The following is a 23,537-nucleotide window of genomic DNA, read 5'->3' as shown; positions in this document are numbered from 1 at the left end:
CAGGTGGGCCAGCGCGGCGAGCAACGTCCGCTCCTCGGGGCGGTCCTTGCGCAGCGTCGCCGTCGCGGGTAGAACACTGTTTCCCACTCACGACGGGGGTTGGTCAGAAGTCGAAGCCGCCGCCGTCGAAGCCCCCACCATCGAAGCCCCCACCATCGAAGCCCCCACCATCGAAGCCGCCGCCGTCGAAACCGCCGCCGCCCCAGTCTCCGCCGCCGTCGCCGCCCATGTCTCCGCCCATGTCGCCGCCGTCACCACCGCCGTCGCCGCCCGCGTCACCGGACTCGAGTGCGTCCTGCTGGCCCGCGTCGTAGCCCGACTCCCAGGCGCCGGCGCTGGCGATGCCGCCCATGCCGGAGAACATCGCGCTGAACAGGAACATCGACCCGAGACCCCAGGCGCCGGCGACGAGCGCGGGCTTCCACCACGGCTCGCTGTACCAGCCCTGCGGCACCGGCCGCCCGGCCACGCGGCCACCGGGGTAGTAGTACGGCGTGTCCTGGCCGGCGTCGGGCGAGGCCGCGTAGTGCTGGCCCTCGACGTCGACGTCGCGGCGCTCGGTGACCTTGCCGGCGCGCTCGCGCTCGGCCTCCTCCGGCAGCTGCGGGCCCGGGTCCATGCCCATCGCGACGCGCGCGGCGCGGACGTAGTAGAGGCCTTCGACGGCGGTGTCCTTGACCAGCCGGGCCTGCTCGATCGTGCGGGCCTGCTCCATCTGCGAGCCGGCCGCGTTGTAGCGCTCGGCGGCGTCCGCCATCGCCTGCATCGACGCGGTGTCGTTGCCGCTGAGGTTCAGGACCTGGCCGCCGAGCCGCTCGACGAGGCGCCGGGCGTCGGCCTTGGCGTCGTCCAGTTCCCGCTGCCGGGCCGCGGCGCGCTGCCGCGACAAGTAGAGGCCGCCACCGACGATCAAGACGACGACTACGATCAGGAAGATCGCGGTGCCCATGGACCACTCCCAGAACTCGGTGCCCGGTGACCGGAAGTCACCTTTGATCCGGACAACGCGGACGTTACGCGGAGGGTTCCCGGGACGTGATCCGGCCCACCGCGCGGGCTGGCCGAAGAAACTAGAACACGTTATAGTTCCGTGGTATGAAGTTCACCCTGTCGATCGCGATGAACCCGCTCGATCAGCTGGGCGAGCTCGCCCAGGCCGCCGAAGAGGCCGGCTTCGCCTCCATCGCCCTGCCGGACTCACTGTTCTACGCCGAGACGGTGGACACGGACTACCCGTACACCCCCGACGGTAGCCGGTTCTGGACCGGCGAGACACCCTGGGTGGACCCGCTCGTCGCGACCGCGTCGATGGGCGCGGTCACCAGCCGCATCGAGTTCTACACGTCGGTGCTGAAGCTCGGCTCGCGCAACCCGGTGCTGCTGGCGCGCCAGGTCGGCTCGGCGGCGGTGCTCACCGGCGGCCGGTTCGGCCTCGGGCTCGGCGTCGGCTGGCTGCCGCAGGAGTTCGAGTACTGCGGCGTGCCGTTCGAGCGGCGCGGCAAGCGCGTCGACGAGGCCATCGACGTCCTCCGGCTGATCCTCGACGGCGGCATGGTCGAGTACCACGGCGAGTTCTACGACTTCGACAAGATCCAGATGAGCCCGGCGCCGCCGTCGCGCGTCCCGTTCTACATCGGCGGCCACACCGAGGTCGCGCTGAAGCGCGCGGCCCGCGTCGCCGACGGCTGGTCGTCGGCGATGATGAAGCTCGAGGAGCTGCGCACGACGATCGTCCGGCTCAAGGAGCTGCTGGCCGAGCGCGGCCGCGCCGATGACCCGTTCGAGTACCAGGCCGTCTGCATCGACAAGTTCGGTCTCGACGGCTACCACGAGCAGGCCGAGGCCGGCGTCACCGACATCATCACCATGCCTTGGGTGTTCGACGGCGTCGGGTTCGACGCGCCGGTCGGGCCGAAGCTCGAAGCGATCCACAAGTTCGGGGCCGAGATCATCGCGAAGTTCGAGGAGTGACGGGCATGGGCGTGCAGGTCAGCTGGGACACGTCGGCGGAGCAGCCGCCCGCGCGGCGCGCGGCGTTCGCGTCGATGACCGCGGTGACGGCGGGGGACAAGGAGGCGTGGCTGGACCTGTTCGCGCCCGACGGCGTCGTGGAAGACCCGGTCGGGCCGTCGTTCTTCGACGAAGAGGGCAAAGGGCACCACGGCCGCGACGGGATCAGCGCGTTCTGGGACAAGACGATCGGCAACGTGGAGCGCTTCGAGTTCACGATCCGCGACTCCCACGCGGCGGGCGACGAGTGCGCCAACGTCGGCACGATCACGACGTACCTGCCGGGCGGCTACCGCGTCGACACGGACGGGGTGTTCGTCTACCGCGTCGGCGAGGACGGCCTGATCACGTCGATGAGGGCGTTCTGGGAGACCGAGCGGGCGATGGCGACGGCCCGGCAGGTGAGCGAGTAGGTCCCGGCCAGCGGAACCCCAATTTCATATCTGATACATGATCTCTTGACGTCCGGTTAGGCAGGTCTCTTTACTAACTGGTGTAGACCTCCGATGTCTCACCAGGGAGCAAGCATGTCCTTCTTCCGGCGCACGGCGGTCGCGGTCGCCGCGTTCGCGCTCGCGGCCAGTGGCACCGTCCTGAGTCAGACCCCGGCTTCCGCCCTGGAGAACGGGCTGCTGCGCACGCCGCCGATGGGGTTCAACAACTGGAACTCCACGCAGTGCAAGGCGGACTTCAACGAAACAATGATCAGAGGTATCGCCGACCTGTTCGTCAGCAAGGGCCTCAAGGACGTCGGCTACCAGTACGTCAACATCGACGACTGCTGGGCGCTGCCTTCGCGGAACTCGGCGGGCAACCTGGTGCCCGATCCCGCGCGCTTCCCCAACGGCATCAAGTCCCTCGCCGACTATGTGCACGGCAAGGGCCTGAAGTTCGGCATCTACACCAGCGCGGGCACGAAGACGTGCAACAAGGCGGGCTTCCCCGGCGGCCTCGGCCACGAGCAGCAGGACGCGAACCTCTTCGCCTCCTGGGGTGTCGACTACCTGAAGTACGACAACTGCAACAACCAGGGCGTCGACGCGCAGCAGCGCTACAAGGCGATGCGCGACGCCCTCGCGAAGTCCGGCCGCGCCATCGCGTACTCGATCTGCGAGTGGGGCCAGAACCAGCCGTGGACCTGGGCCGCCCCGGTCGGCAACCTGTGGCGCACCACCGGCGACATCTCCGACAAGTGGTCGAGCATGATCGGCAAGGCTCAGACGAACCGCGGTCTGGCGCAGTACGCCGGCCCTGGTCACTGGAACGACCCGGACATGCTGGAGGTCGGCAACGGCGGCATGACCGCGGCGGAGTACCGCACGCACTTCAGCCTCTGGGCGATGATGGCCGCGCCGCTGCTCATCGGCAGTGACCTGCGGAAGGTCTCCGACGACAGCTTCTCGATCCTGAAGAACACCGACGTGATCGCGCTCGACCAGGACCCGCTGGGCAAGCAGGCGACCGTGCTCAGCTCGAACGCCGGCCTGGTCGTCTACAGCAAGGTCCTCGCCAACGGCGACCGCGCGGTGGCGCTGTCCAACGAAACGGCGTCCACCGCGACGATCAGCACGACCGCGTCCGCGACGGGCATCGGCAGCGCGTCGTCGTACACGCTGAAAGACCTGTGGAGCAAGGCGGTCCGGACCACCTCGGGGACGATCAGCGCGTCGGTGCCCTCGCACGCGACGGTGCTGTACCGGGTTTCCCGCGCCGGCGGTGCTCGCTACGAAGCCGAGTCGGCCACCCTGTCGGCGGGCGGCACGATCGATTCGAACCACGCGGGCTTCTCGGGAACCGGCTTCGCGAACGGCGCCAACGCGGTCGGCAGCTACGTCGAGTGGCAGGTGACCGGACCGGCGTCGGCGCTGACGTTCGGCTACGCGAACGGCACGACGGCGGCGCGCCCGGTGGACATCGCGGTCGACGGCACGGTGGTGGCCACGGGTGTGCCGTTCCCGGCGACCGGCGCGTGGACGACGTGGAGCACGGTGACCCGCGCCCTCGCGCTCGGCGACGGCACGCACGCGATCCGGCTCACCGCGACGTCCGCCGACGGCCCGGCGAACCTCGACTACCTGGACGTGACGCGCTAGCCTCTTCTCGTACGGCATACGAGAAGAGGGGGCCATGGCCGGTGAAGTGACGATTCCCCTGCTGCCTTGCGGAGACATCGACGAGATCGCGGAGTTCTACGCCATGCTCGGGTTCGAGCGGACCTACCGTCAGCTCCGCCCGAACCCGTACGTGGCGCTGTGCCGCGAGGACCTGAACCTGCACTTCTTCGGGATGGCGGGGTTCGACGCGGAGCAGTCCTACGGGACCTGCCTGGTGGTGGTGCCGGACGTCGCCGCGCTGTTCGAGGCGTTCGCCGCCGGGATGCGCGCGGCGCGCGGCAAGCTCCTGGTGGCCGGGATCCCGCGCATGACGCGGCCCCGGGCCCGCAAGAACATGGGTGGTGTCACCGGGTTCAGCGTGGTCGATCCGGGTGGGAACTGGATCCGGATCGTCCCGCCGCCCGGTACGCGGGGGGAGGCGGCGACCACGAAACTGGGCAAGGCGCTGGAGAACGCGGTCGTCCAAGGGGATTCCCGCGGCGACGTGGGCCAGGCGGTGAAGATCCTCTCGGCGGCGCTCGCGCGCGAACGGGAGTCGGCCGCGGCGTCCGACGTCGCCGCGGCCGAGGACTACCTGGCGGAGCTGCGCGAGCGGTCGTCGTAGTCCGCGCGGGCGTCCGCGACCTTCGCGAGGTTGGGTGACCACTCGGCGAGTGTGGCGAACATCGGGCCGAGGCTGCGGCCCAGTTCGCTGATCTCGTACTCCACCCGCGGCGGGACTTCGGCGTGGTAGGTCCGGGTGACCAGGCCGTCGCGCTCCAGTTGCCGCAGCCGCTGGGTGAGCACCTTCGGGGTGATGGTGGCGATGCGGCGGTGCAGCTCGACGAACCGCTGGCGCCCGTATTCGTTGAGCGCCCACAGGATCGGCGTCGTCCACCGGCTGAAGACGATGTCGACGATGGGGGCGATCGGGCAGGCCAGCTCGGGTGTGGTCTCGGTCACTTCCGGCGCCTCCATCCAATACTTTCCTCTAGGTACCTACTATACGTCGGAATGTAGCGTCGTTCCCATGATCGTAGTGACCGGAGCGACGGGAAACATCGGACGGCCGTTGGTGGAGGCCCTGACAGCAGCGGGCGAAGAAGTGCGGGCCGTGTCCCGTCGAGGCCCGATCCGGGCCGACTTGTCGGACGCACCATCGTTGCGCCCGGCGTTCGAGGGTGCGTCGGCAGTGTTTTTGCTGCTCCCACCGGACTTCCGAGGTCCGCTGGAGCCGGTGCTGGAGGAGGCAGCCGGAGCGCGAGTGGTGTTGTTGTCCTCGCAGGGCGTCGGAACAGGCCGCCACCCCGCGCACTTCGAGGACGCGGTCCGCGGAGCGGGTCTTCCGTGGACGATCCTCCGGCCGGGCGGGTTCGCGTCGAACGCGTTGCAGTGGGCGGAAAGCGTGCGTACTTCCCGCGTTTTGGCGGCCCCGTTCGGCGACGTCGGGTTGCCGGTGATCGACCCCTCGGACATCGCGGCGGTGGCGGCAGCGGTCCTGGTGGATCCCTCACACGCCGGCCGGACGTACGAACTGACGGGCCCGGCCCCGGTGTCTCCGCGCGACCAGGCGGCGTCGATCGCCACGGCCCTGGGCGAGCCGGTCGAGTTCATCTCGCAGACGCGCGAGGAAGCCCGTTCGGCCATGCTGGCGTTCATGCCCCCAGAGGTGGCGGAGGCGACGCTGAACATCCTGGGCTCCCCGACGCCCGACGAGCAGCAGGTGAGCCCGGACGTCACGCGGGTACTGGGCCGCCCGGCACGCCCGTTCGCCGACTGGGCAACGCGCAACGCGGCGGCGTTCAAGTGACGACTCTGTCCTCTGTGGAGTCCGGAACCGGCACTCCGGTGGTTTTCTTGCACGGAAACCCGACATCATCGTACTTGTGGCGCAACGTGATGCCGTCGGTGCCGGGCCGCGGGCTGGCCCCGGACCTGATCGGCATGGGCTCATCGCCCCGGCCGTCCATCGAGTATTCGTTCGACGACCACGCGCGTCACCTGGACGAGTGGTTCGACGCCCTGGACCTGTCCGACGTGGTCCTGGTCGGCCACGACTGGGGAGGAGCACTGGCCGCGGACTGGGCATCACGACACCCGTCACGGGTCCGCGGTCTGGCATTCACCGAGGCAGTCCTGAAGCCGATGACGTGGGAGGAGTTCCCACCGGCAGGAGCAGAGGTGTTCCGCGCGCTCAAGACCCCCGGCGCCGGCGACCCGATGATCGACATGTTCCTGAAGTCGCTCCCACCGGAGTACGAAGGCAGGTACCCGAACCCGAAGTCCCGGATCCCGTTGCTGCGCTGGGCCCAGTCGATGCCATTGGGAGGCGAGCCGCCCGAGGTGGTGTCGCGGATAGAGGCGTTCGACGGCTGGCTGGCCTCGTCTCCGGAGGTACCGAAGCTCCTGATCACGTTCGACCCGGGTTTCGACACAATGCTGACCCCGCCGATGATCGACTGGATGTCGTCGAACTTCGCGGCGCTCGAGGTGGTCCACCATCCCGTGGTGGCGGGCCACCACACGCCGGAGGAGCAGCCGGAGCTGATCGCTTCGACGGTGGCGGCGTGGCTGACTCAGCTCCCGGTGGGCCGGGTGGCTTCGTCGTAGTCCCGCGGCCGGATGGGCGGCAGGTCGTCCCGGCTGACCACCCCTTCGGGTTCGAAGCCCTCGGGCCAGGTCGTCGAGGCGTCGACGTAGGCGCCCTCGACGACCGCCCCGGTCAGCTCGGCGTCCGTCAGATCGGCCGCACGCAGATCGGCGTCCGTCAGCTTGGCCCGGGTGAGCCGCGCCCCGGTGAGATCCGCCCGGCTCAGATCGGCGCCGCGCAGGTCGACTCCCTCGGCGAGAGCGCCGGTGAGCACCGCGTCCCGCAGGTCTGCTTGGTACAGCGAGGCTTCCACGAGCACAGCGCCCTTGAGGGAAACTCCGGTGAGATCGGCGCGGGTGAGGTCCGCGCGGTAGAGGACGGCACCGCTGAGGTCGGCGAAGTGCAGGTCCGCTTCGGGCAGGACGGCGAACCGCAGCCGGATTTCCGGCAGTTTCACCCGGTCCAGCTGCACCGGCCTGATCGGTTTCCGGGTTTCCCGCCGCCCGAGCACGACAACGGCGATGTCGACGTCCGTGCCCCACGGGCGGTTCTTGACGAACAGGCACAGCACCTCCTCGACGGCGCGGAGATCGGCAGGGGAGGAGCGGGCGATCCGTTCGAGTGCGTAGATCCCGCCGAGCCGTACGTCGAGAACGGGATCGCCGAGCTGGGTGATGGCGGCGGAGAAGGCATCGGTGACCTGGCTGTGGCGGTTGAGCTTCAGCTGCCGCCAGGTGGCCGTGGCCCCGGCGATGACCGCCAGTCCACCGAAGGCTTTGAGCAGGCTTTCCCGGACATCGGTGACGGCCTTGGCCCGATCGCCGCTCCCCGCACCGCCGAGATCCCAGTCGAGAATCCACCGCGGCCCCAGGACGACGAACGCCACAACGACACCAAGAGCAAGCAAAGGAAGCCCGGTCCGAGCACCGAGCCACCGCCGCCGCGGCGGCTCAGGAGCGACCTCATCCCGCCGAGGATGGCCGGGGAGTGGCGGAAACCGGTCTTCGAACCCACCCATCGCGTCGCGCCTCCCACCCGCCCACCCGTGTGCTCGCGACACCCTATCCGGGGATCGACTTTCTTCGGTGACCGGAAAACCGTCCTGCTTCGGTAGGACGCCGAAATTGCCCGCGTTACCGAACTTCTCGACCGAGTCCCTACGGGATTCCTCGGCGAGGTGGTGGACAAGCTGAAGCTGTTGGTGATCCGCCCCGAGTCGCCGCGCCACCGGCCGCATCGACTTTCGCTCGCTGATCCGCCCGCGTCAACCTGCCCGGCATCTCAGCGGCGAACGCTGCCCGCCGCGGACGGACCTGCTCCACTTTCGCCGCCACAGCAGGTCACACCAGCACCCTGGCCGGCCGAGACGGGCGTTCAGGGGTGCGACGTCGGTGTGGTGGTGGGCGGTGGGCTTGCCGGCGGCTGGGGGAGGGGCAGGGCGCGCATGGCGACGTCGATGGAGGCGTGGAGGTCGGCGCGGCTGGCGCCGGCGGCGGCGTGGACGGCGTGGCCTTCGCTGAGCGCCATGACGAAAAGGGCAAGCGCGCGCGGGTCGACGCCCTCCGGGAGGTCGCCCTCCGCCGCCGCGCGGGACATGCGTTCCCGCAACGCGGTCTCGGTGTCGGCGCGGCCGGTGGCCAGTGCCTCGGAGATGGGGGCGTTTTCCGGCGCGCAGGCCAGGCCACCCTGGATGGAGAGGCAGCCGGGTGGGTGGTTGGCGGCGGTGATGCCGTCGGCACCGGTGCGCAGGAACGCCTCGACGGACGCGTACACGGTCGGCTGGTCGAGCGCGGCGCGGGCGGTGGCCACCTGTGCATCGTGGTAGCGGGTGAACGCGCGTCTGAACAACTCCTGCTTGCTGCCGAACGTGGCGTAGAGGCTGGGGCGGTTGATGCCCATCGCGGCGGTCAGGGCGCTCAGCGACGCGCCCTCGTAGCCGCGCTGCCAGAAGACCTCGGCGGCGCGGTCGAGGGCCGTTTCGGTGACGAAGGCCCGTGGTCGTCCCGTGGTCGGCGAGTTCGTGCTCATGGACTGCACTCTACCGTTCGGTACAAAATATGATCCAGCTCACCTACCGATCGGTACAAAAGCTTGTTAGCGTCGCCCCTACCGAACGGTACAAAACAGGGGTTCGGCGTCCGCACGGCTTTGGGAGAGGCATGACTGTCACACTGATCACCGGCGCGAACAAGGGCATCGGTTACGAGACCGCCCGGCAGCTGCTGCAGCTGGGACACACGGTTTACCTCGGCGCGCGTGACACCGAACGCGGGGAGAAGGCCGCCGCCGAGCTCGGGGTGCGGTTCGTCCGGCTGGACGTGACGGACGACGCCTCGGTCAGCGAGGCGCTGGCCACGATCGACGCGGCCGAGGGCCGCCTCGACGTCCTGGTCCACAACGCCGGCGTCCTGGAGACCACGCTCGACAGCCCGGCGGCGCTGCGTTCCTTCGACACGAACGCGGTCGGAATCGTCCGCGTCACCGAGGCCGCGCTGCCCCTGCTCCGCAAGTCCGCCAACCCGAACGTCGTCACCGTCTCCAGCAGCCTCGGATCGTTCTGGGCGGTGAACAACCCCGAGCGACCGGAATCCGCCATGCCGCTCGCGCTGTACGCGGCGTCGAAGTCGGCAGCGACCATGCTGACGGTGCAGTACGCCAAGCTCCAGCCGGGCATCAAGTTCAACGCCGTCGAGCCGGGCACCACCGCCACCGACATGACCGCCGCGTACGGCATCGGGCGACCGGTCGAGCAGAGCGCCCGAGTCGTCGTACGCCTGGCCACCCTCGACGCGTCCGGCCCGACCGGCACCCTCCAGGACGAGGCCGGACACCTGCCGTGGTGAGCGCGCGCACCGAAGCGCCGCGCGCGGCAACCACCCGGAGCGGCGAGGCGGGGGTACGCCCGTCCTGGGCCGGCGTCGTCTCACTGAGTCTGGGGATCTTCGCGATCGTCATGTCGGAGTTCCTGCCGGCGAGCCTGCTGCCGGTCATCGCCGGCGATCTGCGGATTTCCGAGGGTACGGCGGGTCAGGCCGTCAGCAGCACTGCCTTCGCCGCGGTGTTGTCGGCGCTGCTCGTCTCGGTGGTCCTGCCGACGGCGGACCGGCGCCGCGTCATGATCGGCCTCACCCTGCTGGCCGCCGCCTCCGACCTGATCGTGGCCCTGGCCCCGAACTTCTCCGTGTTGCTGGGCGCCCGTCTGCTGCTGGGCGCGGCCATCGGGGGTTTCTGGGCCATGGCCACCGCGATGGCCGCGAAACTGGTGCCCGCGGACCACGTCGGCCGAGCCCTGACCGTCATCAACTCCGGCGTCGCGGCCGCCACCGTCGCCGCCGTGCCGCTCGGCGCCTGGCTCGGCGGCGAGTGGGGCTGGGGTGGTGTTTTTCTCCTCGCTGCCGGCGTTGCCGTACTCGCCGTGGTCGCGCAGGCGGCGACGCTGCGGAGCGTCGCGCCCGAAACGGCCAGCGCGCTGGGTGCGTTCGGGGCGGTCCTGCGCTCCGGTGTCGTCCTGGCCGGTCTGTTCGCGCTCCTGCTGGCCTTCGGCGGCCACTTCACCGGATTCACCTATGTCCGGATCGCCGCGCAGAGCCTGTCCGGCATCGACGGCGCCGGCTTCGCCGTGCTGCTGGTCGTCTTCGGTGTCGCCGGCCTGGTGGGCACGGTGCTCAGCGGCCCTGTCGCCGACCGGGCCCCGCGGGTGGGCATGGTGTTGTTCCCGGCCGCGCTGGGCGCCGGGATGCTCATGATGTACCTGACCGGAGGCTCGTTCGTCGGCCTGTTCGCCGCCGCCGCGGTGTGGGGCTTCGGATTCGGCGGTGTGCCGACCACGGTCTTGAGTTGGGGCGCCAGGAGCGAGCCGGCCCGGTTGGAGCAGATGGGCGGGCTCATCGTGATGGTGTGCAACATCGGGATAGCGCTCGGTGCGGTCGGTGGCGGCCTTCTGGTCGACGGAGTGTCGGCCGGGGCACCGCTGGCGGCCGGTGGTGTCGCAGCCGTCGTGGGTGCCGCCGTGCTGGTGTCCCTGCGGCGGCGGCGCTGACGTTCACACGTCGCCCGGCCTGGACGGCCGAGGCCGGATCGGTCTCGAAGTGGGGAGTTTTCATGACTACCGTTGGCATTCTCGGTGCCGGCCAGGCGGGAAGCACGCTCGCCCGCGCCTCGATCGCGGCCGGCTACGACGTCGTCATAGCCAATTCGCGAGCCCCCGAAACACTGCGGGAGCTGGTCGCCCGGCTGGGCCCGCGGGCGCGCGCCGCACACGCGGCGCAGGCCGCCGCGGCAGCCGATATCGCGGTCACGGCATTCCCGTACGGACCCGCGGACCGGCTGCCGGTCGAGGAACTCGCGGGGAAGGTCGTGCTCGACACCAACAACTACCTGAGCCGGCGCGACGGGAACCATCCCGACGTCGACTCCGGTCTCAAGACGATTCACGAGTTGCGTCAGGAGCAGCTGCCTGCCTCGAAGGTTCTACAACGACCTCGGGTTCGACGCGGTCGACAACAGCCCGCTGAGCGAGTCGTGGCGCAGCGCCCCCGGCACGCCGATGTGGCGTCACCACGTCGACGGGCAAAGCCGAGCAGAGCTCCTCGAAAACCTGCAATGCGCACAACGCGTTCTCCGATGAGCCGCGACGTCGCGATCACCATGAACAGAAAGGACTCGGCTTGTGGATGAGCCTGCTGTGCCCCGGAAATCTTCTCGGCTCCGACGGCTCGCCGTCATCGTCGGCGTCGCGGTACTGACTGCCGTCACCCTGGTCGGCAGCACGATCAGCGTCTCCGCGAATACGCCGGCGCCGGTATCGGCGTCGGCCACGGTTTCCAGCGCGCCGGCCTGTGTGGCCGCGGAGCGTCCGCTCAGCCGTGACTACGATGCGGCGACTCGGCAGGACGCCGAGTTCAACCGGACGTTCCGGCATTGTTTCACCACGATCAACGGCGTTCAGATGCACTACGTCATCGGCGGTCACGGACCGAACCCGATGGTGCTGCTGCACGGCTGGCCGGAGAGCTGGTACGCCTACCACGGCATCATGCCGCAACTGCTCCCTGGCCGTACCGTCATCGCGATCGACCAGCCGGGGCTGGGCGACTCGACCGGTACGCCGCGCTCGATGACGACGAACGTCATGGCCGAGTACATCCACCTGCTGCTCGACCGCCTGGGCCTGAAGCGCGACGTGCAGCTGGTCAGTCATGACATCGGTGTGGGTGTCGCCTACGCCGTGGCTGCCCGGTACCGTCAGCAGGTCGCCGGCCTGTTCAACCTGGACTTCGCCCTGGTGGGCAAGAGTTTGACGTTCGACGATCTGGTGCCGCTGGCGTTCCACTTCTCCTTCAACCAGCAGACGTTCTCCGAGGGATTGCTGACCGGGCGGGTCGATTACTTCCTGAGGAACTTCTACCCGCTGGTCTCGAGGTTGCCGCAGCCGATTCCCGCTCGTAGCCTCGTCGAGTACACGCGGGTCTACTCACGACCGCAGGTCCTGCACAACGGCATGGACTTCTACCGCGACTGGCCGGCGGTCGACGAGGACAACGCGGTGCTGATGCAGAAGCCGCTGACCATCCCGGTGCGTCTGCTGAGCATGGATCTGATTCCGAAGTGGGTCACCATGTCGCAGCAGTCGATGAAGGACGCCGCTCCCGCCGCGACCGGTACCGCGGTGCCGGGGGCCGGCCACTGGCTCACCGAGGAGCGCCCCGAGCTGGTCGTTTCCGAAATCGACAAGTTCTACCCGGTCTCCTGACCGGTCCGCGGCAAGTCCACGAGGCCCGGGCGGACAACCGCCCGGGCCTCGACTTCACCGATATGCGGGAGCCCGTCGAGGGCTTCACGTGGTCGCTGCCGGAAAACACGGGTGGACCGCCCCGTACGTCCACACGGCCGGCCTCCTGCGCAGGTCCGGAGTGGACATGGCGACGGTGCGCCGGGTCCGCGACCTGAACGGGCCGACACCGCGGCGATCGTCGCCGGCCTGCTCGCCCGCAAGTGGCCAGCCCTCGGCCGGCCCCTTGATCGAGATCGTCGATGACTGTCGTCCGAATTCTTATGAATCCGGACCGTGCGCTTATGGCAGCGTGCCACCGATCGCGCTTCGGTGGAGATCGTGACTTCCCCGAGCGAACCCTCGACGAGCTGTTCGCGGATCCCGACGCTCTGTTCTGCAGTGTCGGCGCGCCGACCGGTCGCGGCGAGAGCGGCCCGAACGGTGATTCGCAAACCTGTTCTGTCCTTGGCTGCTCTCATGTCGGCTGGACTCCTGGCCCTGACAGCATGTGCCGGCAACCCTCCAGCCACTGGTGACGCTCCGGTCGCTCATTCCGCGGACGCCGGCCCCGAAGGGCTCGCGATGCTGTCCGGCACGGCCAAGTCGAACAACGCACAGGAGCGCACCGGCGACTGGGCCACGGGCTCGGACGGCACTCCGAACACAGCGTCCAAGAATGACGCACGGAAGTGGGTGGAACTGCGGGCGAGCAAAGCCGGCGCGCTAAACCTTGTGGTAGTCAACGGTGCTGGGTTGACGTTGTACCGGTTCGACAAGGACGACGCTGAGCCATCGAAGTCGGTGTGCAACGGCGACTGTGCGGTCACCTGGCCGCCGGTCACGGTCGAACGCGGCACCAAGGTCTTCCTCGCCGGCGTGAAGAGGTCGGCTGTGGGCGTGGTCAAGCGTGACGATGGTTCGCGAATTTCAGTGACAACGGCGCGTCGCAGGGCGTCAGCGGAAGTGGCTGCAGGAACGTAGCTCGGGCGAACGTGACGTCATCGTTTTCGGCGTCCGGCGCGCTGAAGCCGTGGTCGGAGAAGGACTGCAAGGGCAAGTCGCTGGTGATCAACGGTGACGTCGCCGAATTGGCGGGCGTCGGCTTCGACAACGACCTCGCCTCGGTCTTCCTCGGCTGACAGTACCTGCTCGGGCAGCAGAACGCGGTACTCGGTCATGGCTGGCCACGGCAGACCACGGACCGGAGGCAGAGGCACCGTGGGGGGTCCGGGGGGTCGCCCCCCGGGAGAGGAGAAGGAGGGTAAGAGGCGAAGGCGGAGCCAAGCCTCGAACCCGGGTCGGGATGACAGGATTTGAACCTGCGACCCTTCGCTCCCAAAGCGAATGCGCTACCAAGCTGCGCCACATCCCGTGACACCCCCAGGGGGGTGTGTGGTCAGCCTAGCGGGTCACGCTAAGCTGGCCGTGCACCCGGGTACCTCTGGGGGCACGCGGGTGTAGCTCAATGGTAGAGCCCTAGTCTTCCAAACTAGCTACGCGGGTTCGATTCCCGTCACCCGCTCCAAAGGGCGCAGCGTCCGCCTCCAGCGACGCTGCGATCACGTCGAGCAGCTTGTCCGTGTCCACCGGCTTGGTGATGTAGTCGTCCGCGCCGCTGGCCAGGGTGCGGGCTCGGTCCTCCTGGGTGGCCTTGGCCGTTACCGCGATCACCGGCAGGTCGGCGTTGGCCGCCTCGGCTCGGATGGCCGCGATCGTCGCGTTGCCGTCGAGCTCGGGCATCATCACGTCCATCAGCACCAGTGCCGTGTCCTCGTTGCGCTCCAATGCCCGGATTCCGTCCACGCCCGTCTCCGCGTAGACGACCTCCAGACCCGCCTGCTCCAGGACCGCTGCCAGGGCGAACACGTTCCGGAGGTCGTCGTCGACGATGAGGACCTTTTCGCCGTGGAAGCGCTTCGGGGTGACGTCGGGTGCGGCCACCAGGACCGTGCTCGGGACCGGGGGCAGCCTCGGCGATGACAGCGCCGTCACCGCCGGGTCCACCAGGTTGGCCGCCGCCACCGGGAGGTACAGGGTGAACGTCGAGCCGACGCCCGGTTCGCTCACCACGCGCAGCTCGCCGCCCAGCAGCTCGGTCAGCTGCTGGCTGATGTTCAGGCCCAGGCCCGTGCCGCCGTACTTGCGGCTCGTCGTGCCGTCCGCCTGGCGGAACGCCTCGAAGATCACCGCGAGCTTCTCCTCCGGGATCCCTATCCCGGTGTCCTCGACGGCGAACGCGATGATGCCCGGCGCGTTCCGCAGGGCCTCCTGCTCCACCTCCGCCGGGTCCGCTGCGCGGATGTGGAGGCGGACGCGGCCCTCGTCGGTGAACTTCGCCGCGTTCGACAGCAGGTTCCGGAGGATCTGCTGGAGGCGGTGCTCGTCGGTGTGGACGCTGCCCGGCACCGGCGGGTCGATGTGGACCGCGAACTCCAGGCCCTTGTCCGCCGTCAGCGGCCGGCACAGCGACTCGACGTAGTCCACCAGCTCCGGCAGCGTGATGTCGGTCATCTGCATGTCGAGCCGGCCCGCTTCGACCTTGGCCAGGTCGAGGATGTCGTTGATCAGCTGCTGCAGGTCGGAGCCCGCCGCGTAGATCGTCCTGGCGAACTGGATCTGCTTCTCGGTGAGGTTGCCCTCGGGGTTCTCCGACAGCAGCTTCGCCAGGATCAACGCGCTGTTCAGCGGCGTGCGCAGCTCGTGCGACATGTTCGCCATGAACTCGGTCTTGTACTGGGACGCCACCGTCAGCTGCCCGGCGCGCTCCTCCAGCTCCTGGCGCGCCTGCTCGATCTCGCTGTTCTTGACCTCGATGTCGCGGTTCTGCTGGGCCAGCAGCGCCGCCTTCTCGGCCAGCTCGGTGTTGGACCGCCGCAGCTCGCCCTGCTGGGCCTGCAGCTGCTCCGACCGCGCCCGCAGCTCCTGGGCCAGCCGCTGCGACTCCGTCAGCAGCGCTTCGGTCCGCGAGTTGGACAGGATCGTGTTGACGTTGACGCCGATCGTGTGCCGCAGCTGCTCCAGCAGGTCCTGGTGGACCGTGCTGAACTCGTTGACCGAGGCCAGCTCCAGCACCCCGAGCACCTCGCCCTGGAACAGCACCGGCAGCACGATCAGGTTGACCGGTGACGCCGAGCCGAGCCCGGACGACACCAGCGCGTACTCCGGCGGCGCGTCCTGGACCAGGATCGTGCGGTGGTCGACGGCGGCCTGCCCGATCAGCGACTCGCCGATCGCGAACCGCAGGCCGGCGCGGGACTGGGCGAGGCCGTACGCGGCGATGCACTCGAGCACCGTCCCGTCGCGGTCGTCGTCGCGGGCCAGGAAGAACGCGCCCTGCTGCGCCCGGACCAGCGGGGCCAGCTCGGACAGGATCAGCGCCGCGACCGAGGCCAGGTCGCGGTGCCCCTGCATGCGGCCCGACAGCTGCGCGAGGTTCGTCTTCAGCCAGTCCTGCTCGCGGTTGGTCCTCGTCGTCTCCTTGAGGTTCGCGATCATCTGGTTGATGTTGTCCTTGAGGTCGGCGACCTCGCCGGACGCGTCGACCGCGATGTGCCGGGTCAGGTCGCCCGCCGTCACCGCCGTCGCGACCTGCGCGATCGCGCGGACCTGCGTGGTCAGGTTCCCGGCCAGCTGGTTCACGCTCTCGGTGAGCCGCTGCCAGGTGCCGGACACGCCGTCGACCTCGGCCTGGCCGCCCAGCTTGCCCTCGGTGCCGACCTCGCGCGCCACGCGCGTGACCTCCGAGGCGAACGCCGACAGCTGGTCGACCATCGTGTTCATCGTGGTCTTGAGCTCGAGGATCTCGCCGCGGGCGTCGACGTCGATCTTCTTCGTCAGGTCGCCCTTGGCGACCGCGGTGGTCACCTGCGAGATGTTGCGCACCTGGCTGGTCAGGTTGTGCGCCATGAAGTTGACGTTCTCGGTCAGGTCCTTCCACGTCCCGGCGACGCCGGGCACGCGGGCCTGGCCGCCGAGGATGCCTTCGGTGCCGACCTCGCGCGAGACGCGCGTGACCTCGTCGGCGAACGCGCGCAGCGTCTCGACCATGCCGTTGAGCGTCTCGGCCAGCGCCGCGACCTCGCCCTGCGCGACGATCGAAATCTTCTTCGACAGGTCGCCGTTGGCCACGCCGGCCGCGACGGTGGCGATGCTGCGCACCTGGTCGGTCAGGTTGGTGGCCATGACGTTGACGTTGTCGGTGAGGTCCTTCCACGTGCCCGCGACGCCGCGGACGGTGGCTTGGCCGCCGAGCTTGCCTTCGGTGCCGACTTCGCGGGCGACGCGGGTGACTTCGTCGGCGAAGGCGGAGAGCTGGTCGACCATCGTGTTGAGCGTGGTCTTGAGTTCGAGGATCTCGCCGCGGGCGTCGACCGAGATCTTCTGGGTCAGGTCGCCCTTCGCGACCGCCGACGTCACCGTGGCGATGTTCCGGACCTGGTCCGTCAGGTTGTTCGCCATGAAGTTGACATTGTCGGTGAGGTCCTTCCAGGTCCCGGCCACGCCGGGCACGGTGGCCTGGCCGCCGAGCTTGCCTTCGGTGCCCACCTCGCGCGCCACTCGGGTGACTTCGTCCGCGAACGCGGACAGCTGGTCGACCATCGTGTTGAGCGTCGTCTTCAGTTCGAGGATCTCGCCCCGCGCGTCGACCGCGATCTTCTGCGTCAGGTCGCCGCGCGCGACCGCCGTGGCGACCTGGGCGATGTTGCGGACCTGGGTGGTCAGGTTGTTCGCCATGAAGTTCACGGACCCGGTGAGGTCGCGCCAGGTGCCGGCGACGCCCGGGACCTGCGCCTGCCCGCCCAGCTGACCCTCGGTGCCGACCTCGCGGGCGACGCGGGTGACCTCGTCGGCGAACGCGGACAGCTGGTCGACCATCGTGTTCATCGTGGTCTTGAGCTCGAGGATCTCGCCGCGGGCGTCGACGGTGATCTTCTGGGTCAGGTCGCCCTTCGCCACGGCCGTGGTCACGTGCGAGATGTTGCGGACCTGGTCGGTGAGGTTGTCGGCCATTCCGTTGACCGAGTCCGTGAGGCTGCGCCACGTCCCGGCCGCGCCGGCCACCTCGGCCTGCCCGCCCAGCTTGCCCTCGCTGCCGACCTCGCGCGCCACGCGCGTGACCTCGCCGGCGAACGCCGAGAGCTGGTCGACCATCGTGTTGAGCGTGTTCTTCAGCTGGAGGATCTCGCCGCGGGCGTCGACGTCGATCTTCTTGGTCAGGTCGCCGTTGGCCACCGCGGTCGCCACCAGCGAGATCGCGCGGACCTGGTCGGTGAGGTTGTCGGCCATCTGGTTGACCGAGTCGGTGAGGTCGCGCCACGTCCCGGCGACGCCGGCGACCTGGGCCTGGCCGCCGAGCTTGCCGTCGGAGCCGACCTCGCGGGAGACGCGGGTGACCTCGTCGGCGAACGACGAGAGCTGGTCGACCATGGTGTTGATGGTGTTCTTGAGCTCGAGGATCTCGCCGCGGGCGTCGACGGTGATCTTCTGGGTCAGGTCGCCGCGCGCGACGGCGGTGGTGACCTGGGCGATGTTGCGGACCTGGTCGGTGAGGTTGTCGGCCATCCCGTTGACCGAGTCGGTCAGGTCGCGCCAGGTGCCGGACACGCCCGGGACGACCGCCTGGCCGCCGAGGCGTCCCTCACCGGCGATCTCGCCGGAGAGCCTCGTCACTTCGGCGGCGAAGCGGGACAGCTGCGCGATGAGGCCGTTGACCGTCTTCGCCAGCGTCGCGTACGCGCCCTGCAGCGGGCGGCCGTCGAGCGTCATGGTCATCGGCTGGGAGAGGTCGCCCTCGGCGACCGCGCCGAGCACCCGGTCCAGCTCGATCGTCGGCCGCGTGAGGTCCTCGACCAGGCCGTTGACGCTCTCCACGGCGGTGGTCCAGCCGCCCGGGCCGACCTCGGCCTCCACCCGCTCGCTGAGCCTGCCGTCCTGGCCGACGGCCGCGCGCACCCGCAGCAGCTCGCTGACCAGCCGCTGGTTGCGCTCGGCGATGTCGTTGAACGCGACCGCGAGCTGGGCCGAGATGCCGTCGCCGTGCGGGACGAGCCGCCGGCGGAAGTTGCCGTCCCCGAGATCCCGCACCGCCACGAGCAGCCGCTCCAGCGCCGCCGCCTCGCTCTGGGATTCCGTTGTCATGTGTGCCGACCCTCTCCACCACGCATGCGCCAGCCATGGTCCTCGACCCAGCGTGTCATGATTCGCCCTACACTTCGAGCCAGTCCGCCCGCTCACGCGGTAGCCGTGCGATAGCAGTCCGGAGGCAGGAGGTCCGTGCATGGTGTCACGTCCGGCTCCGGCCTCGGCGGCCCTGCCGCCGTTGACCGGTGAGGACGCACCGCCGGGCTTCGACGCCTTCGGGCGGGCCGTCCTCGAAGACGTCCGCGACGCGGTGTTCCTCCAGGACACCGACGGGGTGCTGCGCTGGGCGAACCCGGCCGCGCGGACGCTGACCGGCGGTGGCGAGCCGCGGCTGCACCCGATCGCCGAGACCTCCGGACACGTCGAGGTCGCGGGCAACCGCCGTCCCGCCCGGATCCGGGCCCTCCCCGGCGGCTGGCACGCCTGGACCGTGCCCGCGGAGGACGTCCCGCAGCGGCACGTGGGCGACTTCCTCGCCGAGGCCGGCCCCCGGCTGGCCGCCGCGCGCGGGCGGCACGGCACCGCGCGGGTGATCGCCGAACTGGCTTCCTCGGCGCTGGCCGAGACCGTCTTCGTGCTGCTGCCGACCACCCGCGGCCGGTGGGAGTGGTGGAGCTGCGAGCGCCCGTCGGCGCACGGCCACGGCCGGATCCGCCGGGTCCCGGCGCAGGTCGCGCCGGTGCTGGCGGCGACGTTCGCGGCCACCGGCAAGCCCCGGTCGGCCCCGGTGCCCGCGCCCGAGGTGGCCACCCTGCCCCCGGTCGTCGCCGACCGGTTCGCCGGCCACGCCGAGGTGGCGGTGGTGTCGCTGGGCCCGAACAGCGGCTCCGGCGTCACCGGCGCGCTGCTGCTGGGCCGCAAGGCGGACCCGGAGTTCGGCGCCGAGCAGGGCCGCGCGGTCGCCGAGTTCGCCAAGGCGGCCGGGACGGCGCTGGCCAACGCGCAGCGCTACGCCCGCCAGGAGGAGGCCACGCGCGGCCTGGAGACGACGCTGCGCCCGGTCGACCCGCCCGAGCTCGACGGCGCCCGGTTCGAGACCTGGTACGAGCCGGCCGCCGGGGTGCTCGCGGTCGGCGGCGACTTCTACGACGTCCTCCCGCACGACGACGGCAGCGCGTTCCTGGTGCTCGGGGACATCTGCGGCAAGGGCGCGGAGGCCGCGGCGCTGACCGGCCGGGTCCGCCACGCGCTGACCGCGCTCGCCATGGTCGAGCGCGACGGCCGGACGCTGCTGCGGCTGCTCAACGAGCTGCTCATCGCCGGCGGCAGCAGCCGGTTCGCCACGCTGGTGCTCGGCACGGCCCGGCCGTCGGACGGCGGCGTCGGCCTGACGCTGGCCTCCGGCGGGCACCCGGCGCCGCTGATCGTCCGCCGCGGCGGCGTGGTCGAGGAGGTCACCGTCCCCGGGACGCTGGTCGGGATCTCGCCGCAGGCCCGGTTCGCCGAGGCGGAGGTGCGGCTGGAGCGCGGCGACGTCTGCCTGCTCTACACCGACGGCATCACCGAGGCCCGCAACCGGCACGACCAGACGGAGCTGTTCGGCGACGACCGGCTGCGCGCGGTGCTGGCGACCGCGGCCGGCCAGCCGGCCCGCGAGGTCGTGCGGCGGCTGCGCCAGGCCGTGCGCGACTGGCTCGGCAGCTCGGGCCACGACGACATCGCCGTGCTGGCCATCGAATGCTCGGACTGATCGACCGTCCTCGCGGGGGTTCCGGGTGGCGAAGCCCCGGCCTGACACAGTCCTTTGTGGACCGCGTTTGACCGCCTCCGGAGGGGGTAATTCCTTCGTGCATTGATCTCGACGAAGGAGTCTCATGGCGAACGCACTGCAAGGCCGCCGCGTCGCGATCCTGGCCGCGGACGGCGTCGAACAGGTCGAGCTGGAGAAGCCGCGCCAGGCCGTCCTCGACGAGGGCGCCACGGTGGAGCTGGTGTCCCTGGACACCGGCGAGATCCAGGCGATGAACGGCGACATCGACAAGGGCGACCGGTTCACGGTCGACCGGAAGGTGGCCGACGTCGGCGTCGGCGACTTCGACGCGCTGCTGCTGCCGGGCGGCACGATGAACCCCGACAACCTGCGGACGAACGGCGAAGCGGTCGGGTTCGTCGGCGACTTCGTGCGCGCGGGCAAGCCGGTCGGGGTGATCTGCCACGGTCCGTGGACGCTGGTCGAAGCGGACGTCGTGCGTGGCCGCACGCTGACGTCGTACCCCAGCATCCGGACCGACCTGCGTAACGCCGGTGCCACCGTCGTCGACGAAGAGGTAGTGGTGGACAACGGCCTGGTGTCGAGCCGCAACCCCGACGACCTGCCGGCGTTCTGCCGCGCGGTCGTGCGCGAGTTCGCCGTCTGACGTCCTTTGTGGACGTTCACTCGGTCGTGTCCTTAAGTCCGGCTTAAATCTGTTGGCTTTCGGCGCCCCGGCGGAGGACGCTGGGAGTGTGACCAGGATCGCCCGTGGAGAGGAGGTGGACACCATGACAGTGCAGGCCCGCCGTTACGGCCGCTGGTGCCGGGAGCACTTCGATGTGGTCGCCGCCCAGGGCGTCCCCGCTCCCCGGCCGGCCGACACCGCCGAGGTCCCGGCGCCGCCGGAACCGGAGCCCGTCAAACCGGTCGCCGAACAGCCGCAGAGCTGACCCAGCGCACGAAGAAGCCGCCCCGGTCACGACCGGGGCGGCTTCTCGCACGTCAGCCGTAGTAGCTGCGGCGGCGGTACCAGACCCGCCTCGGGCCCGGCACGCCGATGCGCGTGATGACGTCGGTCAGGATCGCGCCGATGACCAGCCAGATCACCGCCGCGAGACCGTCGTTCAGGAACGTCGCGAACTTGGCCGAATCCGGCGTGAACAGGTTGCGCAAGCCTAGGGAGACACCCGACGACCACTCGTTGATCATGTGCGCGAAGCCGTTCGCCATGTTCGCTTCGCCCAGGACCAGCACGATGTGGATGGCGAGCACCAGTGCGAACACCGCGCACACGAGGTGGATGAGGGCGTTGACCGTGCGCACGATCCGGATGCGTGGGTGAGTGCGCTCCACGATTTCTTCGGCCGGAGCCGGCTCGTACGGCGATTCGTTCGGCTCGGGGGGCGGGGGATACGGCATCGACGTCGCCGTCCTTTCGACTGTCCGATGTGGACGTATCTGGGCGAGCGGGACCAACACCGGGGAATACCCGCACCCCGGGTGGGCGAACCGCAGGTTCCCAAAACTTCCCTGAATGTGGAGATGGTAGGGTAGTTTGAGGAACATAGGGAGGGTCATGGCGCAGGAGGTCTTCTCCGTCGAGCAGGTCGCCGCGAAGCTCGGGCTGCACGTCCGGACGGTCCGCAACTACGTGCGGGACGGGCGGCTCAAGGCGGTCCGGATCGGCAAGCAGTACCGGATCGCCGCCGACGACCTCGAGGCGTTCACCGGGCTGCCGGTGGCCGAACCGCGGCCGGACCGGCCCGTGGCCGAACTTTCGAGCGTCGCCGAGGTCAGCGGCGTCGACCGGGCGACGGCCGACCGGATCGCCACCGTCGTCGTCGCGTCGGTGAACGGGCCGCGGGACGGGGGTGAACGACCCCTGCGCGTCGAGACCATCTACGACAAGGAGCGCGCGACCATGAAGATCATCGTGCTCGGCGACCTCGCCGCCGGTGCGGACCTGCTGCGCTTCGTCGCGTCGTTCACCGAGGGCCTGACATGACCACCGTCTACCGCTCGGCCGAAGGCGCCGAGGCGGTCCGGCGGCGCTACGACGCCCTGCTCGGCCAGTGGCCGGTGCCGCACGAGACGCACACCCTGAAGACCCGCCTCGGGGACACCTTCGCCGTGGTCTCCGGCCCGGTGGGCGCGCCGCCGGTCGTCGCGCTGCAGGGTTCCGGTGGCACGGCCGCGCACTGGCTGCCCGACATCGCGACGCTCGCGGAGCACCTGCGCGTGCACGCCGTCGACGCTCCCGGGGAGCCGGGCCGGACGGTCGAAGCGCGGCCGCCGCTCGGGTCGCCGGCCTACGCCGAGTGGCTCGACGACGTCCTCGACGCGCTCGAACTGCCGCGGGCGGCCTTCCTCGGCACGTCGCTGGGCGGCTGGTGGGCGCTCGACCACGCGCTTCGCCGGCCGGAGCGGGTCACGGCGCTGGTGCTGGTCAACCCGTCCGGGATCGGCCGCCGCCGGGTCGCGCCCCTGCTGAAGTTCGCCGCGTACAGCCGGTTCGGCGCGTGGGGCCGCCGGCGGTCGCTGGCCATGGTGGCGAAGGGCAGCCCCGCCGATCCGGGGCGGCACGCGGTCGGCGAGTTCACCCTGGCGACGTTCGAGCACTTCAAGCCGCGGCTGGAGCCGATCCCGGTCGTCGCGGTCGAGCGGCTGCGCGCGCTGGCGATGCCGGTGCAGGCCCACTTCGGTGCGCACGACGTCCTGCTCGACCAGCGCGACGCCGCCGCGAAGCTGCGACGGGCCCGCCCGGACGCCGACGTCCGGCTGGCCGAAGGCGCCGGGCACTTCCTGCCCGGCTGGGCGGAGTCCACCGCGGAGTTCCTGAAGGGAGAAGGATCGTGATCGACCAGCGCCACGGCACCGGGGTGTGGTTCGTACCGTCCGAGGGGCCGGAGCTGTCCACCGAGCAGGACGCCGTCGACCTCGTCGGCGCCACCTACGGCCACGCGGCCGACGTCCTCGTCGTGCCGGTCGAGCGGTTCCCGGCGCGGTTCTTCGACATGCACGCCAAGCTCATCGGGCACTTCTTCTCGAAGATCGTCCAGTACGGCTTCCGGCTGGTGCTGCTCGGCGACGTCCGCGCGCACGTCGAGGCGAGCACCGCCTTCCGGGACGTCGTGCGGGAGTCGAACCGCGGCCGGAGCGTCTGGTTCGTGGCCGACCTGGCGGAGCTCGACGCCCGGCTGGCCGCCGCGCGGTGAAAACCTCGCGCGGGACGGGCAA

24 protein-coding genes and 2 tRNA genes are annotated in these 23,537 nt (G+C 70.1%); 19 read left to right on the top strand and 7 right to left on the bottom strand.

From position 1 onward, the window contains the following. Positions 1 to 103 precede the first annotated feature (103 nt). Positions 104 to 949, bottom strand: coding sequence for a hypothetical protein (locus tag ABZ342_RS08450; protein ID WP_360470249.1), 846 nt, complete (start codon positions 947 to 949; stop codon positions 104 to 106). A 146-nt stretch (positions 950 to 1,095) separates the two neighbouring features. Between ABZ342_RS08450 and ABZ342_RS08445 the strand changes: the two genes are divergently transcribed. From ABZ342_RS08445 to ABZ342_RS08430, 4 genes are all read left to right on the top strand, one after another. After that, positions 1,096 to 1,971, top strand: coding sequence for a TIGR03619 family F420-dependent LLM class oxidoreductase (locus ABZ342_RS08445; protein WP_360470247.1), 876 nt, complete (start codon positions 1,096 to 1,098; stop codon positions 1,969 to 1,971). 5 nt (positions 1,972 to 1,976) lie between these two features. Then, positions 1,977 to 2,423 (top strand): nuclear transport factor 2 family protein, encoded by a 447-nt coding sequence (locus tag ABZ342_RS08440; protein WP_360470244.1) that lies wholly within the window; start codon positions 1,977 to 1,979, stop codon positions 2,421 to 2,423. 114 nt (positions 2,424 to 2,537) lie between these two features. Then, complete coding sequence (locus ABZ342_RS08435) at positions 2,538 to 4,103, top strand: carbohydrate-binding protein (protein ID WP_360470242.1); 1,566 nt, start codon at positions 2,538 to 2,540, stop codon at positions 4,101 to 4,103. A gap of 34 nt (positions 4,104 to 4,137) precedes the next feature. Then, positions 4,138 to 4,728, top strand: coding sequence for a hypothetical protein (locus tag ABZ342_RS08430; protein ID WP_360470240.1), 591 nt, complete (start codon positions 4,138 to 4,140; stop codon positions 4,726 to 4,728). Here ABZ342_RS08430 and ABZ342_RS08425 read toward each other — a convergent pair. Further along, the gene (locus ABZ342_RS08425; RefSeq protein WP_360470238.1) at positions 4,695 to 5,081 is read right to left on the bottom strand and encodes a helix-turn-helix domain-containing protein; all 387 of its coding nucleotides are present in this window, start codon (positions 5,079 to 5,081) and stop codon (positions 4,695 to 4,697) included. The genes ABZ342_RS08430 and ABZ342_RS08425 overlap by 34 nt on opposite strands. A gap of 52 nt (positions 5,082 to 5,133) precedes the next feature. Here ABZ342_RS08425 and ABZ342_RS08420 point away from each other — a divergent pair, with 52 nt between their 5' ends. Beyond that, positions 5,134 to 5,913, top strand: a complete 780-nt coding sequence (locus ABZ342_RS08420; RefSeq protein ID WP_360470236.1) for an NAD(P)H-binding protein — start codon at positions 5,134 to 5,136, stop codon at positions 5,911 to 5,913. Continuing rightward, positions 5,910 to 6,713 (top strand): haloalkane dehalogenase, encoded by an 804-nt coding sequence (locus tag ABZ342_RS08415; RefSeq protein ID WP_360470233.1) that lies wholly within the window; start codon positions 5,910 to 5,912, stop codon positions 6,711 to 6,713. Before ABZ342_RS08420 ends, ABZ342_RS08415 begins: the two co-directional genes overlap by 4 nt. Here the strand turns inward: ABZ342_RS08415 and ABZ342_RS08410 are convergent. Then, positions 6,680 to 7,579 carry a pentapeptide repeat-containing protein gene (locus ABZ342_RS08410; RefSeq protein ID WP_360470231.1) on the bottom strand — a complete coding sequence of 300 codons (900 nt, stop codon included), beginning with the start codon at positions 7,577 to 7,579 and terminating at the stop codon, positions 6,680 to 6,682. The two genes, ABZ342_RS08415 and ABZ342_RS08410, sit on opposite strands and share 34 nt — an antisense overlap. A gap of 488 nt (positions 7,580 to 8,067) precedes the next feature. Continuing rightward, on the bottom strand, positions 8,068 to 8,721 hold the full coding sequence (locus ABZ342_RS08405; protein WP_360470228.1) for a helix-turn-helix domain-containing protein: 654 nt from the start codon (positions 8,719 to 8,721) through the stop codon (positions 8,068 to 8,070). A 131-nt stretch (positions 8,722 to 8,852) separates the two neighbouring features. On the opposite strand from ABZ342_RS08405, the gene ABZ342_RS08400 reads away from it, so the two are divergent. From ABZ342_RS08400 to ABZ342_RS08375, 6 genes are all read left to right on the top strand, one after another. Further along, positions 8,853 to 9,536 (top strand): SDR family NAD(P)-dependent oxidoreductase, encoded by a 684-nt coding sequence (locus ABZ342_RS08400; RefSeq protein ID WP_360470224.1) that lies wholly within the window; start codon positions 8,853 to 8,855, stop codon positions 9,534 to 9,536. Continuing rightward, the gene (locus tag ABZ342_RS08395; protein WP_360470221.1) at positions 9,533 to 10,732 is read left to right on the top strand and encodes an MFS transporter; all 1,200 of its coding nucleotides are present in this window, start codon (positions 9,533 to 9,535) and stop codon (positions 10,730 to 10,732) included. The genes ABZ342_RS08400 and ABZ342_RS08395 overlap by 4 nt, the downstream gene beginning before the upstream one ends. Positions 10,733 to 10,794: 62 nt before the next feature. Further along, positions 10,795 to 11,370: an NAD(P)-binding domain-containing protein gene (locus ABZ342_RS08390; protein ID WP_360470219.1), complete on the top strand. Its 576-nt coding sequence runs from the start codon at positions 10,795 to 10,797 to the stop codon at positions 11,368 to 11,370. Continuing rightward, the gene (locus ABZ342_RS08385) at positions 11,363 to 12,445 is read left to right on the top strand and encodes an alpha/beta hydrolase (RefSeq protein WP_360470216.1); all 1,083 of its coding nucleotides are present in this window, start codon (positions 11,363 to 11,365) and stop codon (positions 12,443 to 12,445) included. Before ABZ342_RS08390 ends, ABZ342_RS08385 begins: the two co-directional genes overlap by 8 nt. A 603-nt stretch (positions 12,446 to 13,048) precedes the next feature. After that, entirely contained in the window at positions 13,049 to 13,447 is a 399-nt protein-coding gene (locus ABZ342_RS08380; RefSeq protein WP_360470214.1) for a hypothetical protein, read from the top strand. Positions 13,448 to 13,458: 11 nt separating this feature from the next. After that, positions 13,459 to 13,605: a hypothetical protein gene (locus tag ABZ342_RS08375; protein WP_360470211.1), complete on the top strand. Its 147-nt coding sequence runs from the start codon at positions 13,459 to 13,461 to the stop codon at positions 13,603 to 13,605. Positions 13,606 to 13,764: 159 nt separating this feature from the next. On the opposite strand, the gene ABZ342_RS08370 is transcribed toward ABZ342_RS08375, so the two are convergent. Continuing rightward, positions 13,765 to 13,838 (bottom strand) — tRNA-Pro (locus ABZ342_RS08370). A gap of 79 nt (positions 13,839 to 13,917) precedes the next feature. Between ABZ342_RS08370 and ABZ342_RS08365 the strand changes: the two genes are divergently transcribed. Beyond that, a tRNA-Gly gene (locus ABZ342_RS08365) sits at positions 13,918 to 13,991 on the top strand. On the opposite strand, the gene ABZ342_RS08360 is transcribed toward ABZ342_RS08365, so the two are convergent. Then, a complete protein-coding gene (locus ABZ342_RS08360; RefSeq protein ID WP_360470260.1) occupies positions 13,943 to 18,604 on the bottom strand; it encodes a HAMP domain-containing protein in 4,662 nt (1,553 codons plus the stop codon). The two genes, ABZ342_RS08365 and ABZ342_RS08360, sit on opposite strands and share 49 nt — an antisense overlap. Positions 18,605 to 18,743: 139 nt before the next feature. On the opposite strand from ABZ342_RS08360, the gene ABZ342_RS08355 reads away from it, so the two are divergent. From ABZ342_RS08355 to ABZ342_RS08345, 3 genes are all read left to right on the top strand, one after another. After that, positions 18,744 to 20,297 carry a SpoIIE family protein phosphatase gene (locus tag ABZ342_RS08355; RefSeq protein ID WP_360470208.1) on the top strand — a complete coding sequence of 518 codons (1,554 nt, stop codon included), beginning with the start codon at positions 18,744 to 18,746 and terminating at the stop codon, positions 20,295 to 20,297. 124 nt (positions 20,298 to 20,421) lie between these two features. Continuing rightward, complete coding sequence (locus ABZ342_RS08350; RefSeq protein WP_155545576.1) at positions 20,422 to 20,964, top strand: type 1 glutamine amidotransferase domain-containing protein; 543 nt, start codon at positions 20,422 to 20,424, stop codon at positions 20,962 to 20,964. 124 nt (positions 20,965 to 21,088) lie between these two features. Then, a complete protein-coding gene (locus tag ABZ342_RS08345) occupies positions 21,089 to 21,250 on the top strand; it encodes a hypothetical protein (RefSeq protein ID WP_155545577.1) in 162 nt (53 codons plus the stop codon). Positions 21,251 to 21,302: 52 nt separating this feature from the next. Here the strand turns inward: ABZ342_RS08345 and ABZ342_RS08340 are convergent, their stop codons facing one another. Further along, positions 21,303 to 21,719, bottom strand: coding sequence for a hypothetical protein (locus ABZ342_RS08340; protein ID WP_360470204.1), 417 nt, complete (start codon positions 21,717 to 21,719; stop codon positions 21,303 to 21,305). 157 nt (positions 21,720 to 21,876) lie between these two features. Between ABZ342_RS08340 and ABZ342_RS08335 the strand changes: the two genes are divergently transcribed. From ABZ342_RS08335 to ABZ342_RS08325, 3 genes are read left to right on the top strand one after another with little or no spacing between them, the layout of a single operon-like run. Then, positions 21,877 to 22,305 carry a helix-turn-helix domain-containing protein gene (locus ABZ342_RS08335; RefSeq protein ID WP_360470201.1) on the top strand — a complete coding sequence of 143 codons (429 nt, stop codon included), beginning with the start codon at positions 21,877 to 21,879 and terminating at the stop codon, positions 22,303 to 22,305. After that, a complete protein-coding gene (locus tag ABZ342_RS08330; protein ID WP_360470197.1) occupies positions 22,302 to 23,156 on the top strand; it encodes an alpha/beta fold hydrolase in 855 nt (284 codons plus the stop codon). The genes ABZ342_RS08335 and ABZ342_RS08330 overlap by 4 nt, the downstream gene beginning before the upstream one ends. Continuing rightward, positions 23,153 to 23,515: a DUF4180 domain-containing protein gene (locus ABZ342_RS08325; RefSeq protein WP_155545581.1), complete on the top strand. Its 363-nt coding sequence runs from the start codon at positions 23,153 to 23,155 to the stop codon at positions 23,513 to 23,515. The genes ABZ342_RS08330 and ABZ342_RS08325 overlap by 4 nt, the downstream gene beginning before the upstream one ends. Positions 23,516 to 23,537: the final 22 nt, after the last annotated feature.

It is taken from the genome of Amycolatopsis sp. NPDC005961, from assembly GCF_040629235.1.
Taxonomy (GTDB): domain Bacteria; phylum Actinomycetota; class Actinomycetes; order Mycobacteriales; family Pseudonocardiaceae; genus Amycolatopsis; species Amycolatopsis camponoti.
The sequence above is the reverse complement of the archived record's forward strand: the minus strand, read 5'-3'. Positions and strand labels throughout refer to the sequence as shown.

Bases quoted from the DNA above. Each gene is read 5' to 3' on its own strand.
- ABZ342_RS08450 (WP_360470249.1), bottom strand. From the start codon at position 949: ATGGGCACCGCGATCTTCCTGATCGTAGTCGTCGTCTTGATCGTCGGT.
- ABZ342_RS08445 (WP_360470247.1), top strand. From the start codon at position 1,096: ATGAAGTTCACCCTGTCGATCGCGATGAACCCGCTCGATCAGCTGGGC.
- ABZ342_RS08440 (WP_360470244.1), top strand. From the start codon at position 1,977: ATGGGCGTGCAGGTCAGCTGGGACACGTCGGCGGAGCAGCCGCCCGCG.
- ABZ342_RS08435 (WP_360470242.1), top strand. From the start codon at position 2,538: ATGTCCTTCTTCCGGCGCACGGCGGTCGCGGTCGCCGCGTTCGCGCTC.
- ABZ342_RS08430 (WP_360470240.1), top strand. From the start codon at position 4,138: ATGGCCGGTGAAGTGACGATTCCCCTGCTGCCTTGCGGAGACATCGAC.
- ABZ342_RS08425 (WP_360470238.1), bottom strand. From the start codon at position 5,081: ATGGAGGCGCCGGAAGTGACCGAGACCACACCCGAGCTGGCCTGCCCG.
- ABZ342_RS08420 (WP_360470236.1), top strand. From the start codon at position 5,134: ATGATCGTAGTGACCGGAGCGACGGGAAACATCGGACGGCCGTTGGTG.
- ABZ342_RS08405 (WP_360470228.1), bottom strand. From the start codon at position 8,721: ATGAGCACGAACTCGCCGACCACGGGACGACCACGGGCCTTCGTCACC.
- ABZ342_RS08400 (WP_360470224.1), top strand. From the start codon at position 8,853: ATGACTGTCACACTGATCACCGGCGCGAACAAGGGCATCGGTTACGAG.
- ABZ342_RS08390 (WP_360470219.1), top strand. From the start codon at position 10,795: ATGACTACCGTTGGCATTCTCGGTGCCGGCCAGGCGGGAAGCACGCTC.
- ABZ342_RS08380 (WP_360470214.1), top strand. From the start codon at position 13,049: ATGCTGTCCGGCACGGCCAAGTCGAACAACGCACAGGAGCGCACCGGC.
- ABZ342_RS08360 (WP_360470260.1), bottom strand. From the start codon at position 18,604: ATGACAACGGAATCCCAGAGCGAGGCGGCGGCGCTGGAGCGGCTGCTC.
- ABZ342_RS08355 (WP_360470208.1), top strand. From the start codon at position 18,744: ATGGTGTCACGTCCGGCTCCGGCCTCGGCGGCCCTGCCGCCGTTGACC.
- ABZ342_RS08350 (WP_155545576.1), top strand. From the start codon at position 20,422: ATGGCGAACGCACTGCAAGGCCGCCGCGTCGCGATCCTGGCCGCGGAC.
- ABZ342_RS08345 (WP_155545577.1), top strand. From the start codon at position 21,089: ATGACAGTGCAGGCCCGCCGTTACGGCCGCTGGTGCCGGGAGCACTTC.
- ABZ342_RS08340 (WP_360470204.1), bottom strand. From the start codon at position 21,719: ATGCCGTATCCCCCGCCCCCCGAGCCGAACGAATCGCCGTACGAGCCG.
- ABZ342_RS08335 (WP_360470201.1), top strand. From the start codon at position 21,877: ATGGCGCAGGAGGTCTTCTCCGTCGAGCAGGTCGCCGCGAAGCTCGGG.
- ABZ342_RS08330 (WP_360470197.1), top strand. From the start codon at position 22,302: ATGACCACCGTCTACCGCTCGGCCGAAGGCGCCGAGGCGGTCCGGCGG.